At 71.5% G+C, this 14,211-nt stretch carries 12 protein-coding genes and 1 riboswitch; of the genes, 9 read left to right on the top strand and 3 right to left on the bottom strand.

What is annotated here, in order from left to right; genetic code table 11:
- Positions 1-56: 56 nt before the first annotated feature.
- Both KBX26_RS05135 and KBX26_RS05130 read left to right on the top strand, forming a co-directional pair.
- Positions 57-2,921 carry an alpha/beta fold hydrolase gene (locus tag KBX26_RS05135; RefSeq protein WP_210864824.1) on the top strand — a complete coding sequence of 955 codons (2,865 nt, stop codon included), beginning with the start codon at positions 57-59 and terminating at the stop codon, positions 2,919-2,921.
- Positions 2,921-3,787, top strand: coding sequence for an ABC transporter permease (locus KBX26_RS05130; protein ID WP_051708110.1), 867 nt, complete (start codon positions 2,921-2,923; stop codon positions 3,785-3,787). Before KBX26_RS05135 ends, KBX26_RS05130 begins: the two co-directional genes overlap by 1 nt.
- A gap of 9 nt (positions 3,788-3,796) precedes the next feature.
- On the opposite strand, the gene KBX26_RS05125 is transcribed toward KBX26_RS05130, so the two are convergent.
- Positions 3,797-4,483, bottom strand: a complete 687-nt coding sequence (locus KBX26_RS05125; RefSeq protein WP_245233486.1) for a DUF4232 domain-containing protein — start codon at positions 4,481-4,483, stop codon at positions 3,797-3,799.
- A gap of 485 nt (positions 4,484-4,968) precedes the next feature.
- Here KBX26_RS05125 and KBX26_RS05120 point away from each other — a divergent pair, with 485 nt between their 5' ends.
- Positions 4,969-5,424 (top strand): DoxX family protein, encoded by a 456-nt coding sequence (locus KBX26_RS05120; protein WP_210861511.1) that lies wholly within the window; start codon positions 4,969-4,971, stop codon positions 5,422-5,424.
- Positions 5,425-5,698: 274 nt separating this feature from the next.
- On the opposite strand, the gene KBX26_RS05115 is transcribed toward KBX26_RS05120, so the two are convergent.
- The gene (locus KBX26_RS05115; protein ID WP_210862139.1) at positions 5,699-6,004 is read right to left on the bottom strand and encodes a helix-turn-helix transcriptional regulator; all 306 of its coding nucleotides are present in this window, start codon (positions 6,002-6,004) and stop codon (positions 5,699-5,701) included.
- Positions 6,005-6,095: 91 nt separating this feature from the next.
- Between KBX26_RS05115 and KBX26_RS05110 the strand changes: the two genes are divergently transcribed.
- From KBX26_RS05110 to paaN, 4 genes are all read left to right on the top strand, one after another.
- Positions 6,096-7,058, top strand: coding sequence for a DMT family transporter (locus KBX26_RS05110; protein WP_051708109.1), 963 nt, complete (start codon positions 6,096-6,098; stop codon positions 7,056-7,058).
- Between the two features lie 67 nt (positions 7,059-7,125).
- A riboswitch (SAM riboswitch) is annotated at positions 7,126-7,261 on the top strand.
- 10 nt (positions 7,262-7,271) lie between these two features.
- Positions 7,272-8,558, top strand: a complete 1,287-nt coding sequence (gene thrC / locus KBX26_RS05105) for a threonine synthase (protein ID WP_030327808.1) — start codon at positions 7,272-7,274, stop codon at positions 8,556-8,558.
- 252 nt (positions 8,559-8,810) lie between these two features.
- The gene (locus KBX26_RS05100; protein WP_030327807.1) at positions 8,811-9,830 is read left to right on the top strand and encodes a GNAT family N-acetyltransferase; all 1,020 of its coding nucleotides are present in this window, start codon (positions 8,811-8,813) and stop codon (positions 9,828-9,830) included.
- A gap of 100 nt (positions 9,831-9,930) precedes the next feature.
- On the top strand, positions 9,931-11,604 hold the full coding sequence (gene paaN, locus KBX26_RS05095; protein ID WP_210860658.1) for a phenylacetic acid degradation protein PaaN: 1,674 nt from the start codon (positions 9,931-9,933) through the stop codon (positions 11,602-11,604).
- Positions 11,605-11,924: 320 nt separating this feature from the next.
- Here paaN and KBX26_RS05090 read toward each other — a convergent pair whose 3' ends face one another.
- Positions 11,925-12,455, bottom strand: a complete 531-nt coding sequence (locus KBX26_RS05090) for a GNAT family N-acetyltransferase (RefSeq protein ID WP_030327805.1) — start codon at positions 12,453-12,455, stop codon at positions 11,925-11,927.
- 241 nt (positions 12,456-12,696) lie between these two features.
- On the opposite strand from KBX26_RS05090, the gene KBX26_RS05085 reads away from it, so the two are divergent.
- Both KBX26_RS05085 and KBX26_RS05080 read left to right on the top strand, forming a co-directional pair.
- Positions 12,697-12,900: a cold-shock protein gene (locus KBX26_RS05085; RefSeq protein WP_030327804.1), complete on the top strand. Its 204-nt coding sequence runs from the start codon at positions 12,697-12,699 to the stop codon at positions 12,898-12,900.
- A gap of 95 nt (positions 12,901-12,995) precedes the next feature.
- Positions 12,996-14,138: a hypothetical protein gene (locus KBX26_RS05080; protein ID WP_210864823.1), complete on the top strand. Its 1,143-nt coding sequence runs from the start codon at positions 12,996-12,998 to the stop codon at positions 14,136-14,138.
- Positions 14,139-14,211 lie beyond the last annotated feature (73 nt).

Raw genomic sequence — 14,211 nt, 5'->3', positions numbered from 1 at the left:
CAGACGTACGGCGGATCTCAGCCAACGCTCAGCCTCCGCGCCGTACCGTGTGCCGCATGACATCGCCGTCGCCGGCCGCGTGGTTCCGGCGTGCCCTGCCCACCCGTCGCCGCGCGACCGCCGCCGCGGTGGTCGTCGTACTGTTGGCCGCCGCCGTGACCTGGGCGGTGTGGCCACAAGGGTCGGGCGTACGCGCCGAGAGCGCGATGCTCACCGTCCGCTCCGGACCGTCCGGCGACGAGCCGGTGGACCTGGACACCACTCTCTACCTGCCGGCCGACGCCTCATCCGCCCGGAAGGTGCCGGCGGTGCTGTTGGCGCACGGGTTCGGCGGCACCAAGGAGTCGGTGCGCTCCGACGCGGAGGAGTTCGCCGGCCGCGGCTACGCGGTGCTCACCTGGACCGCGCGCGGGTTCGGTAGGAGCGGCGGCGAGATCCACCTGGACAGCCCCGACTACGAGGTCCGCGACGCCGAGCGACTGCTGGACTGGCTGGCCGCTCGGCCGGAGGTGCGCACCGACGCCGCCGGCGACCCGAAGGTCGGTGTGGTCGGCGGCTCGTACGGCGGCGGTTTGGCGTTGCTGCTGGCCGCCCAGGACCGGCGGGTCGACGCGATCGTCCCCATGATCACCTGGAACGACCTGTCCCGGGCGTTCCTGCCGGAGAGCACCGGCGGGGCGCCAACCGAGGGCGTGTTCAAGAAGGGTTGGGCCGGCCTCTTCTTCGGCGGGGGCGGCAACGTGGGCTCCGGCCCGGCGGGGCTCTCCGGCGGGACCGCCGCCGCGCCGCAGGGCGCACCGGAGTCGGCCGGCCCGCCCAGCCCCGGGCCGGGTGCCGGCCCGGGTACCGCCCCCGGTGGTGCCCCAACCGGTGCCGCCGACCCGTCCTGCGGTCGGTTCGCCGCCGACGTGTGCGCCGCGTACCTGCGGATCGCCACCACCGGTCAGGCCGACCAGGCCGCCGTGGACCTGCTGCGCCGCTCCAGCCCGGCCGGCGTGCTGGACCGGATCAAGGCCCCCACCCTGCTGGTGCAGGGCGAGGCTGACACGCTCTTCCCGCTCGGCGAGGCCGACGCGAACGCGAAGGGCATCGCCGCCGCCGGCACCCCGGTGCGGGTCGCCTGGTTCACCGGCGGCCACGACGGCGGAGCCGGCCCCCGCTCGGACTCGGACCGGGTGAAGTTCCTGACCGTCCAGTGGCTCGACCACTACGTCAAGGGCGAGGGGGACGCGCCCGGCGACGACTTCACCTGGTCGCGGATCGCCGGCTTCGACGCGCTCGACCGGGGCCTCGTCGCCACCGGTTTCCGCCGCGCCGACTACCCGGGCCTGGCCGGCACCGACCGCCGGGAGGTGACTGTCACCGGCCCGGCGCAGCCGATCGCGAACCCGCCGAACGGCAACCCGGCCGCCATCTCCTCGATCCCGTTCGCGGGCGGGCTCACCTCGCTGCTGGACGGGGTGGCCAGCGACGTGCCCGGCCAGCACGCCCGGTTCGAGTCGGCCCCGCTGACCGAGGCGGTCGACGTGGCCGGTGCGCCCACCGTCACGGTGCGGGCGGCGTCGCCCACCGGCGAGGCGGTGCTCTTCGTGAAGCTCTACGACGTGGACAAGGACGGCGCGGCCACCCTGCCGAACGGCCTGGTCGCCCCGATCCGGCTGACCGGCCTGCCGCAGCGGGCGCAGGACGCCCGCCCGGTCACCGTCACGCTGCCCGCGATCGTCCGCCGGGTGGAGGCCGGGCATCGGCTGCGGCTGGTGGTGGCCAGCTCCGACCAGGCGTACACCACCCCCGCCGAACCCACCGTCTACACGGTGGCCGCGGACGGCCCCGTCAGCCTGCCCACTGTCGCCGGCGAGCCGATCCCCACCGCGGCCACGGTCTGGCGTTGGGTGCTCGCCGGCCTGCTCGCCGCCATCGTGATCGGGCTCGTCGTGGTCGTCGCGGTGGTCCGCCGCCGGCACCGCCGCCAGGACCGCTCCGTGCATCCGGAGTACGCGGACACCCCGCTGGCCGTGCGCGCACTGCGCAAGGAGTACGCGGACGGCTTCGTCGCGGTGTCGAACGTGGACTTCGAGGTGCACCCGGGTCAGGTGGTGGGTCTGCTCGGGCCGAACGGTGCCGGCAAGACCACCACCCTGCGGGTGCTGATGGGGCTGACCCAGCCGACCGCCGGGGAGATCTACGTCTTCGGTCGGCGGTTGGTGCCCGGCTCGCCGGTGCTGTCCCGGATCGGGGCGCTGGTGGAGGGGCCGGGCTTCCTGCCGCACCTGTCGGGCCTGGACAACCTGAAGGCGTACTGGCGGGCCACCGGGCGGCCGTGGGAGGACGCCCAGTTCGACGCGGCGCTGGAGATCGCCGGGCTGGGTGACTCCGTGCACCGGAAGATCAAGAACTACAGCCACGGGATGCGTCAGCGTCTGGCCATCGCCCAGGCCATGCTCGGCCTCCCCGAGTTGCTGGTGCTGGACGAGCCGACCGACGGGCTCGACCCGCCGCAGATCGCCGAGATGCGCCGGGTGCTGCAGCGGTACGCCACGGACGGCCGGGCGGTGCTGGTCTCCAGCCATCTGCTGGCCGAGGTGGAGCAGACGTGCACCCACGCGGTGGTGGTGAACAAGGGCCGGATCGTGGCGTCCGGACCGGTGGAGGAGATCGTGGGCGAGTCGCCGAGCGTGCTCTTCGACGTCACCGACCCGGTGGCGGCGCGGGCGGTGCTGGACCGGCTGCACGGCGTGCGGGTGTTGCCGGAGAGCGACGGCCAGTTGGTGGTCGACACCAACGGCACGGCCCGCAGCGAGGTGGTGGCCGAGCTGGTACGCGCCGGCATCGGGGTGGACCGGGTGGTGCCCCGGCGGCGCCTGGAGGACGCGTTCCTCGCCCTGGTGGGCGACAACTCTCGGGGAAGCGGTGACCGGTGATGGCAGTTGTCGACGCAGGTGAGGCACGCGGCTACCGGCCGTCGGCCACGATGCCGTTCAAGGCGGAGTTCCGCCGGCAGGCATCCCGACGGCGGACCCAGCTGGCGCTCGGGTTCATGGTGCTGCTGCCGCTGATCATCCTGATCGCGTTCCAGTTCAACTCGGGTGGCGACGACGACAACGGGCGCAACGAGTTCTCCAGCCTGGTCGACCTGGCCACCACGGGTGGGCTCAACTTCACCCTGTTCTCGATCTTTGTGTCGGCGTCGTTCCTGCTGGTGGTGGTCGTCGCGCTGTTCTGCGGCGACACGGTGGCCAGCGAGGCGAGCTGGGGCAGCCTGCGGTATCTGTTGGCGATCCCGGTGCCCCGGGCGCGGTTGCTGACGGTGAAGCTGGTGGTCGCGCTCGCGTACTCGGGACTTGCCCTGCTGCTGTTGGCCGGCACCGCGTTGCTGGCCGGCACCCTGCGCTACGGGTGGTCGCCGCTGCGCAGCACCGTCGCCGCCGAGCTGGAACCCACCGAGGGGTTGCTCCGGTTGCTGGCCGTGCTGGGTTACCTGGCGATCGTCCTGCTGGTGGTGGCCGGCCTGGCGTTCCTGCTGTCGGTGACCACGGACGCCGCGCTGGGCGCGGTGGGTGGTGCGGTGCTGCTCTGGATCCTGTCGAGCATCCTGGACCAGATCACCGCCCTGGGCGCGTTGCGTGACTTCCTGCCCACCCACTTCAGCACCGCCTGGCTGGGGCTGCTGTCGACTCCGGTGCAGACCGACGACGTGGTGCGCGGCTGCATCTCGGCGATCAGCTACGCGACGTTGTTCTGGGGATTGGCGTTCTGGCGGTTCACCCGAAAGGACATCACGTCGTAGCGGGGCGGCTCACAACCGGCTGTCGGGTGGGCTCACCGACGACGGCACCACGCTCGGCGCCGGCGGTGGGGCCGGCCGGGTCGGTACCGGCGCGGACGGGTCGGCCTTCTTCCAGGCGCTGACGCCGATCCGGCCGGTGTTGCCGAGGTCGATCGGCCCGTCCGGGTCGACCTCCTCGGCCGGCTGCCCGGCGGCAGGCGCCACTGTCAGAAACGCGCCGTTGGTGGCCACCACTGTCGAGTCGGTGACCAGGTTGCGCCAGAGCACCACGGCGGTGGCCCGCTCACCGGCAGCGAGGGTGATCTTCCGGGGCGGTTGGTCGAAGCCCATGGTGATCTCCTTGGCGCCGTTGACCACCCGAAGCATGATCGGCTCGCGTTCCTCGTCGAACACGTGCAGCACCGGGTAGCCGTTGAGCTGGTAGGGATGCTCGCCGCAGTTGACCAGCTCGATGCCGAGGGCGCGCAGGCCCGAGGCGGCGTCCCCGCCGGTCGCCCGGATCCGGACGCCGGAGGCCGGACACTCGGCCACCGGAGCGACGCTGGGCGACTGGGTGGGGCTCGACGGGGTCGGTGGCGGGCCCGTCGGGTCCCCACCCTGGCCGCGATGGTCACCGGGGGTGCAGGCGGCGAGTGCGAGAGGCACCGCGACCACTGCGCTGAACCATCGCCGTGCTGCCGTGCAGCTGAAGATCATGTGTCGATCCTCACCCATCGAGGTGCCTCACCGCTGCCTGGCCCCGCAGCAGCGCTGGTGTGCACCTGCCGTCTGCTGGTCCGGGCCTCTGGAGCTGCCCCGGATCCGGGGCGGTGACGCTGTCCCTGGCCGGCTGATGTGCCGTCCCGGTATGCCTTTCGAGCTGAATCGTTCAGGGCATCGCTCGGGCGTCCGCCCAGCTCGGCCAGCGCCGCGAGCAGCCGGTCCGCCGGTGTCTGAGGTGGGGTAACCGGCCGTACCCACACTGTGGGAGCGTGCCCATGGCGGTCGGAGCGACGCGACATCGATTGTTTTCGCAGCTCAGGGGATCGGGTGGCCGGCTCCGTGAGGCGGCGAGCGCTCGACGAGGGCCCTGCACGCCGGTACATTCCAACCGGGGACTTTCCCACTAACAAGGAATCTATAACCTTCGATACTTTCATGCCTCACATTGAGGGAATCCAATCCCTTCGATGGAGGTACCGATGAACGTTTCTCGGCTCGGCGGGCCGACCCTGTCCCTGTTCCGCATCGTGATCGGCCTGCTGTTCGCTTTGCATGGTGTGACCTCGGTGTTCGGGTTGTTCGGCGGCAACCCCGTGACCGGTGCGGCGATAGCCCCCGGCACCTGGCCGGGCTGGTGGGCCGCGTTGATCCAGCTGGTCTGCGGCGCGCTGGTGCTGGCCGGCCTCTTCACCCGACCCGCCGCTCTGCTCGCATCCGGCTCGATGGCGTACGCCTACTTCGTCGTGCACCAGCCGGATCATCTGCTGCCGCTGCACAACGGTGGTGAGCTGTCGGCACTCTTCTGCTGGTCGTTCCTGCTGATCGCGGCCCTCGGTCCGGGTTCCTGGGCGCTCGACACGCTGCTCGCGCGTCGCCGCGAGGTTGAGTCCGCGCCGGCGACGCCGATGGCTGAGAGCAGCTCGATCGTCGTCTGACCGCACCCGTTCCGCGTCGCCGGGGCCTCGACGAGGCGGCCCCGGCGACGCGCCGGTCAAGGGCGGTCGTCCGCAGCCCCGGCTCTGTGCCCCGCGCGCCGGCCCGGCTCTGTGCCCCGCGCGCCGGCCCGGCTCTGTGCCCCGCGCGCCGGCTCCCAGCTGGGCGCTGATGTCGTAAACGATTCAGCTCCAAAGCGTGCGCGAATGGTAGGTGTCACCCGCTCCGCAGCCGTGACCGTCAGCGACACGTGCGGGAGGGGCCGAGGCGGGAGCGTCAGGCCGGTCGGTGGTGGGCGAGGACCGCGTCCAGCAGGCCGGGGTAGAGCTTGTCCAGCTCGTCGCGGCGCAGCCGGACCAGCCGGCTCGTGCCGGCGGCGCGGGTTCGGGTCAGGCCCGCCTCGCGCAGCACCTTGAGGTGGTGGCTGCGGGTCGCCTTGGAGACGCCGAAGTCGAAGCTGCCGCAGGGGGACTCGCCGCCCTCGGCGAGCGCCCGGACGATCTGTAGCCGCACGTCGTCGGCGAGCGCGGCCAGCACGCTGGTGACCGGTACGGCGGTCAGGTCGGGTTCGTGCGGCTCCATGTGACCAGTGTAACCGTTGTTCGACAATTGTCGAACAAGCTCCTACTGTCGGTGTCGTTGGTTCGACGATACTCGAACATTGGAGTTGCCGATGCGATCCCGCGCCACCGCTTACCCACTGGTCGCCGTGCTCGGCTGGGGCGTGATGTTCCCGATCCTGGCCAGCGCGCTCGACCGGGTCGACCCGCTCAATTTGACCACCGCGCGCTACCTGCTGGCCGCCGTCGTCCTGGTCGCCATCCTGCTGCTCCGCGAGGGGGCCGGCGCGCTGCGGCACGGTGGAAGGGCGCTGGAGGTGGTGGTGCTCGGCGTGGTCGGCTTCGCGGGGTTCAACCTGCTCACGAACCTGGCGCTCGAACACGCCGCCCCGCAGCAGGTCTCCCTCTTCGTGGCCACCACCCCGGTGATCACCCAGCTCGTCCGCTGGGCTCGCGACGGCGTACGCCCGAAGCCGCTCCTGCTGGCCCTCTCCCTGGTGGCGCTCATCGGAGTCGGCCTGGTGATCACGCGCGGCAGCCTGGCCGGGCTCGGCCAGTTCGGCCTCGGCGGGCTGATGATGATCGGCGCGGTGCTGGGCTGGGCCATCTACACCCACGGCGCCAGCCGGTTCGGCGAGTGGACGCCGCTGCGCTTCACCACACTGACCGCGCTCGCCGGCACGGCCGCCATGCTCGTCCTGAGCATCGGCGCCGACGCCGTCGGCTGGCAGCACGCGCCAGGCGCCGCCGACCTCGTGGCGGTCACCCCGCAGCTGGCGTACGCCGTCGTGGTGGGTGCCGTCATCGCGGTCCTGGCCTGGAACACCGGCGTGCAGCGACTCGGTGCCGCCAACGCCGCGCTGTTCATGAACCTGGTTCCGGTGACCACCTTCGCGGTGCAGATCGCCCGTGGCTACCGCCCGGAACCCGTCGAACTGGTCGGGGCCGCCATCACGATCGCCGCCCTGATCGCCGCGAATCTCGCCGCCCGCCCCCGGACCACGCCGCTGCCCCAGTCGGGTGCGGTGACGGACCCGATCGCGGTGACCGACCCGGTGGCCGTGAACGCCCGCTGACCCACTCCCTGGGATTCGCCCTGGAGGCCACGGCCAGCTTTGCCTAGACTCGGCGGCACAACTGAATACCTCATCCAGAGGGGCTGAGGGATACGGCCCGACGACGCCCCGGCAACCACCCCGCGCGCTCACCGCTGAGCGACCCGCGGGGCAGGTGCCAATTCCGTCCCCGCCGCACGGTGCGATGCGGGGAAAGATGAGAGGACTCTCGACATGACGTCGACGCTCGTCAGCTCCGGCATCGACACCTCTGCCAGCCCGGCCCGCGCCCTGGTCTGCCGCGCCTGTTCGGCCCGCTACCCGCTCGCCGCCCAGCACGCCTGTTACGAGTGTTTCGGCCCGCTGGAGGTCGACTACGACACCTCCGCGCTGGCCACCGTCACCCGTGAACAGATCGAAGCCGGCCCGGACAACATCTGGCGGTACGCTGCACTGCTGCCCGCCGGTCAGGACCCGGCCAGCCGGGTCACCCTCGACCCGGGGCTGACCCCGTTGGTGGCGGCCCCGCACCTCGCCGCCGAGTTGGGCATCACCGCGCCGCTGTGGGTCAAGGACGACAGCGCCAACCCCACCCACTCGTTCAAGGACCGGGTCGTCTCGGTGGCGCTCACCGCCGCCAAGGCGCTCGGCTTCACCCGGTTCGCCTGCGCGTCGACCGGCAACCTGGCCAACTCGGTGGCCGCCCACGCCGCCCGCGCCGGCGTGCCCTCGGTGGTCTTCATCCCCAGCGACCTGGAGCAGGGCAAGGTCATCACCACCGCCGTCTACGGTGGCGAACTGGTCGCCATCGACGGTTCGTACGACGATGTCAACCGGCTCTGCGGCGAGCTGGTGGAGACCGACGAATTCGAGGACACGGCGTTCGTCAACGTGAACGTCCGGCCGTACTACGCAGAGGGTTCCAAGACCCTCGGCTACGAGGTGGCCGAGCAGCTGGGCTGGCGGATCCCGGCGCAGGTGGTCATTCCGATGGCCAGCGGCGAGCTGCTCACCAAGATTGACAAGGCGTTCTCCGAGCTGGTCGAGATCGGCCTGGTCGAGGCGCCGGCCGGCGGCTGGAAGGTCTTCGGTGCGCAGTCCGCAGGCTGCAACCCGATCGCCACCGCCCTGCACGGCGGGACCGACACGATCATCCCGGTCAAGCCGACCGGCATCGCCAAGTCGCTCAACATCGGCGACCCGGCAGCCGGCCTCTACGCCCTGGAAGCGGTCCGCCGCACCGGCGGCTGGATGGAGTACGTCGACGACGACGAGATCCGGGCGGGCATCCGCGACCTGGCCCGCACGACCGGGGTCTTCGCCGAGACCGCGGGTGGGGTGACAGTGGCCGTGCTGCGCAAGCTGGTCGAGTCCGGTCGGCTCGACCCGTCGGCGGAGACCGTCGTGTTCAACACCGGCGAGGGTCTGAAGACCATCGACGCGGTGGCCGGCCAGGTTGGCCCGACCCACCACATCAAGCCCTCGCTGCGTGCCGCCCGCGACGCCGGCCTCCTCGGCTGACCCACGGGCCAGGTGGATCAGCCAGTAACTGGGTTTTCGCTGTGAGTGTGGAAAACCCGCCGCTACGGACTTGACGGCAGGAACCGGACGGCGCAAGATGCTCCGTGCGGGAGGGCATTTCGCCGAAGACTTTTGAAGTTCTTGCGACCCAACGCCGGAGGCGTTGTGCGAGTGTCCCTCCCGACCACGTTCGATCGGGCCAGCGATTAATTCGCTGGCCCGATCGCTTTTGCCTGGTGCACCCTCAGCGCAATGAGCATCACTATCGCGTCGTTCGACGGCGCCGACCGGACCGCGGTCGACGAGGCGTACCGGATCGGGTCAGCGGTCAACCACGCCGACCTGCCGGACTTCCCGCCCTCCTGCCGGCGCCGCTTCGACGCGCTGTTCCACACGCCGATGCCCGGCACCCGGTCACTCTGGGCGCTGGCCCGACTGGACGGCGTGCCGGCCGGCTACCTCCAACTGGACCTGCCGCAGCTCGACAACACCGACAACGCCACCGCCGACCTGCTGGTGCATCCCCAGCTGCGGCGTCGTGGAGTCGGCCGGGCCCTGCACGAGTACGGCGTGCGTCTGCTCCGCGAACACGGCCGCAAGCGGGTGGTGGGGATGGCGGTCTCCGCGCTGCCCGGCGGGCCGGCCCGAAGCGTGGCCGGTGACGCGTTCGCCGCCGCTACCGGAGCGCAGCCCGCCCTCGCCGAGGTGCGCCGACGGCTCGACGTCAGCAAGCTCGACCGGGTCGCGCTGCGGGCTTCGCTCGCCGAGGCCCGCCCGCGGGCCGAGGGCTACCAGTCGGTCTGCTGGCAGGGGGCCACCCCGCCGGAGTACGTCGCCGACATCGCCTACCTCGACGGCCGGCTGCTGATGGACGCGCCCATGGGCGACGTGCAGTGGGAGCCGGAGCGGGTGGACGCCGAGCGCATCCGCGGCAACGAGCGGGCGCTGGACGCCCGGGGCCGGCGGCGCTACCACCTCGGGATGCGCCACGAGGCGTCCGGTCGACTTGTCGCCTGGACGCTGCTGGACGTGGGTGCCTCCGCCGACTGGCACGCGTTCCAGCAGATCACCATCGTCGACCCGGCCCACCGTGGGCACCGGCTCGGCCTCATCGCCAAGGCGGAGAACCTGCACCACCTGCTCACCCACCAGCCGGCGATACAGGTGATCGACACCTGGAACGCGACAAGCAACAGCTACATGGTGGCGATCAACGAGCAGCTCGGCTTCCGCCCGGTGGACTCCTGGACCGACTGGCAGCTCACCCTCTGACAGGTATCGGCGCTACTGCTCGCGGACCTGACTCAGGCATGCGCCGCTGCCGGGCATTCGCGCTACTGCTCGCGGACCTGACTCAGGCATGATGGCGGGCATGACGGAGACCCCGCATCCCCTGTACGACAGGCACGCCGACACCCTCAACCGTGCGCTGACCGCGATCACGGAGCGGGGCTACTGGTCCGCCTATCCTGAATCCCCCAGCCCCCGGGTGTACGGCGAGACCGCCGCCGCCGACGGTAAGGCCGCCTTCGAGGCGTACCTCGGTGGTGATTTTCCGCTCGACCAGCCCGGCAGCGGCGCTCGGGTCGCCACCGAGACGAGCCCGTTCGGTGTGGAGTTGGCGGTGCGGTACCCGCACGCCGGCCCCGGCGAGCTGGTCAGCGCCGCCTCCGCCGCGCTGCCGGCGTGGCGTGACGCCGGCCCGCAGGCCCGGGTGGGCGTCTGCCTGGAGATCCTCGACCGGCTGCACAAGAACATCTTCGAACTGGCCAACGCGGTGCAGTTCACCAGCGGGCAGGCGTTCGTGATGGCCTTCCAGGCCGGTGGCGCGCACGCGCTGGACCGGGCGCTGGAAGCCCTGGCGTACGCGTACGCCGAGATGACCCGGCACCCGGGCACGGCGGGCTGGGAGAAGGCCGCCGGCAAGGGCGACCCGCTGCGGATGACCAAGACGTTCCACGTGGTGCCGCGTGGGGTGGCGCTGGTGATCGGCTGCAACACCTTCCCGACCTGGAACTCGTACCCCGGGCTGTTCGCCTCGCTGGCCACCGGCAACCCGGTGATCGTCAAGCCGCACCCGCGCGCCGTGCTGCCGCTGGCCATCACCGTGAAGTACGCCCGGGAGGTGCTCGCCGAGGCCGGCTTCGACCCGAACCTGATCATGTTGGCGGCGGAGGCGCCCGGCGAGAAGCTCGCCAGCGACCTGGCCCTGCACCGGGCCGTGAAGATCGTCGACTTCACCGGCTCCACCGAGTACGGCGACTGGCTGGAGACGCACGCGCGGCAGGCCTCGGTCTACACCGAGAAGGCCGGGCTGAACACCGTCGTCATCGACTCCACCGACGACTTCGCCGGCATGTGCCGCAACCTCGGTTTCACGCTGACCCTCTACAGCGGTCAGATGTGCACCACCTCGCAGAACATCCTCATCCCGGCCGGCGGCATCGAGACCGACCAGGGGCACAAGAGCTTCGACGAGGTGGCCGGCGGGATCGCCGCCGCCGTCGGCAAGCTCACCGCGGACCCGGCCCGGGGTGTCGAACTCACCGGCGCCATCGTCAACGACGGGGTGCTGGAGCGGCTGGCCGAGGTGACCAAGGTCGGCGAGCCGGTGCTTCAGTCGCGCGCCGTGGAGCATCCGTCGTACGCCGACGCGGTGGTGCGTACCCCGACGATCGTGAAGCTGACCGCTGACGACGCGGAGACGTACGGCCGGGAGTGGTTCGGGCCGATCTCGTTCGCCATCGCCACCGACTCCACAGCACACAGCCTGGAACTGCTGCGCCGGACGGTCGGCGAGAAGGGCGCGCTCACCGCCGGGGTCTACTCCACCGACGAGGCGGTGCTGGACGCGGCCGAGGCGGTGGCGGTCGAGGTCGGGGTGCACCTGTCCTGCAACCTCACCGGAGGTGTCTTCGTCAACCAGTCGGCGGCGTTCTCCGACTTCCACGGCAGTGGGGCCAACGCGGCGGCCAACTCGGCGCTGACGGACGGGGCGTACGTGGCGAACCGGTTCCGGATCGTGCAGTCCCGGCGGCACGTCTGAGCCTCGGTCGCGGTTGAGGGTTTCCGGGGCTGCCTCGCGTTTCCTTGCGGTTGAGGGTTTCCGGGGCAGCCCGCCCCGCTCCGGGCGGTCAGGCTTGATCCCTGCGCGGGTCGGGCTGCCCCGGAAACCCTGACGTGGGCACGGTTGTCGCTGACGTGTCCGGCCGGGGCCTCTTTCTATCCATGATCGTGCTCGATCCAGGGTCTGGTGGCCTTCCGGCGAATGGTTACCACTACATCGCAGATCGAGCACGATCATGGTGCTCCGGCATGCTGCGCGACCGGGGCGGCGGGGGAGCGGGGTGTGGTGGCTGTGCGGGTCTAGGCGGGGCGGCGCATGTGCAGTTCGGTGAGGGCTGGGATGGTGGGGTGCGGGACGCGTACCCCGGTGTCCTGGAAGCCCAGGCGCTGGTAGGCCCGGTAGGCGCGGTCGTTGCCGACCACCACCTCCAGCAGCAGCTCCGGTCGGCCACAGGCGCGCGACCAGGCGGCCACCCCGTCGATCAGCTCGCCGAGCAGCCCGCTGCCGCGCCAGGTCGGCGTGACGTAGACGGCGTAGATCACGGTTACGCCGGGTTCGTTCGGGGCGGTGGTGCCGCCGGCGTGCCCGACCAGCCGGCCACCGGGGTCGGCGATGAACTGCGCGTTGCTGGAACCGGCTGAGGTGTACGCGACCCGGGCGGCGTACTCGTTGTGTGGCCGGGCCGCCGCGTCCGCCAGGGTCTCCAGGAAGGCCAACGGCGCGTCGGCCAGCATCTCCAGGCGCAGCGCCCGCATCCGGGCGGCGTCCTCCGGCCGGACCCGGCGGATCTCCGCCAGCCGCACCGCCGGCGAGCCCATGTCGGTGGTCATGTCCGCATGCCTACCACAGGGGATGGCCGCCTTCTCGTGAGCTGTGCCCGCTCGCCGTCACCTCGGCGCGGCCCCGGAGTGTGTCCGATTTGTGGCCGTGCGCGGCCGTCACTCCTCGTGTAGCGTGCGATTTCGGTCACCTCACTCAATGGCGGTCATCGATCGCTGAGTCGGTGGTCGGGGCGCCCGGCTGCGCCGTGCGCCGGGTCAGGCAAGGCCGCGCGAGTAAGGGAAGTGCACCGTGGCACAGGGCACCGTGAAGTGGTTCAACGCCGAAAAGGGCTACGGCTTCATTGCCGTCGACGGCGGTCAGGACGTGTTCGTCCACTTCTCCGCTATCGAGATGGACGGTTACAAGGCGCTGGACGACGGTCAGCGGGTCGAGTTCGAGATCGCCCAGGGTCAGAAGGGTCCGCAGGCCGAGCACGTACGCGTCACCGGCTGAGCTTTCGGACTGATCGGCCCCGGTGAGTCGGGGCTGCGGCAGGGGCACCCAGCCGGGAAGATCGTGACCGTTCCAGCCGATGCCGAGGAGCGTTCATGACCGACCAGCCGCCCCCGCCCACGTCGTCCGCCGGGTCCGGGGAGCCGGACCCGTCCTCGCCCGCCGGCAGCCCCGGCCACTCCGGTCCGCCGCCCGGCTGGGGCCCGGGCCTGCCCCCGGCCGGCCCGCCGCCCGGCTGGGATCCCGTAACCGGGTCCTGGGGCGCCGGTGCGCCTCAGCAGGGTTGGACGTTCCCGCCCACCGGGGGCTACCCGCCCGGGTCGGGCCCCTACGGCGGGCAGCCGTGGTATCCGGGGCCGCCGGCCGGCTGGTACCCGCCGGGTTACGGGTTCGACCCGAACGACGCACTGGTCACGCCGCCCGGCGCCGGCCTCGGCGGTTGGTTCGACAGATGTGGCGCAGCGTTGCGCCGGGGCTGGCGGCAGTTGGTGCCGATCGTGCTGCTCACCCAGGTGCTGCCGGCGGCGGTGCTCTCGGTGATCTCGCTCGGGCTGGACCCGTCGGCGCAGTGGGCCGCCCAGGCCGAGTCGAGTCCAAACCCGGCGCTTCCTGACAACTTCGCCGCCGAGCTGCTGAACCTTCTGGTCCTGCTGGTCGGCGGCAGCCTGCTGGTCGGGTTGGTGCAGGCCGTTGGATGGGCCGCCGGCACCTGGGTGATCACCAAGCAGGCGGCCGGTCAGCCGGTCAGCCTGGAGTCGGCACTGCGCTACGGCCTGCGCCGGGCCCTCGGGCTGTGGGGTTGGACCCTGCTGATCGGCCTGCTGATCGGCGTGGGCCTCTGCTTCTGTGTGCTGCCGGGCATCTACCTGGCCCTCGCGCTGAGCATGGCCGGCCCGGTCTATCTCTTCGAGCGGCACAACCCGATCGGCCGATCGTTCCGGATGTTCCATGATCGGCTGGGCCTGCTGCTCGGTCGGGTCGCCCTGGTGGCCGCGGCGGTGATCGTCGGCACGGTGATCCCCGGTGTGCTGGAAGGGGTGGGCACCTCCCCGCTCGGAACGGATCCGTTCGCCTCGGCGGGCACCGCGGTCGGCGCGGTGGTCGTGATCGGGATCACCGCCGTGCTGGCCCTGCCCGCTCACCTGGCCCAACTCATCGGTCTGCTGGTGACGTACGCCGAGCAGCGGGCCCATGAGGCGCCGGTGAACACCGCCGTACTGGCTGCGGAACTCGGCTGAGCGGCGGCATCGTGCTTGCACTCGGCATGGGAGAGTGCTAAACAAGTCATTGGCACTCGCATACCGTGAGTGC

Origin of the sequence: Micromonospora sp. C97, assembly GCF_018070385.1 — a bacterium.
GTDB lineage: Bacteria > Actinomycetota > Actinomycetes > Mycobacteriales > Micromonosporaceae > Micromonospora > Micromonospora parva.
The sequence above is the reverse complement of the archived record's forward strand: the minus strand, read 5'-3'. Positions and strand labels throughout refer to the sequence as shown.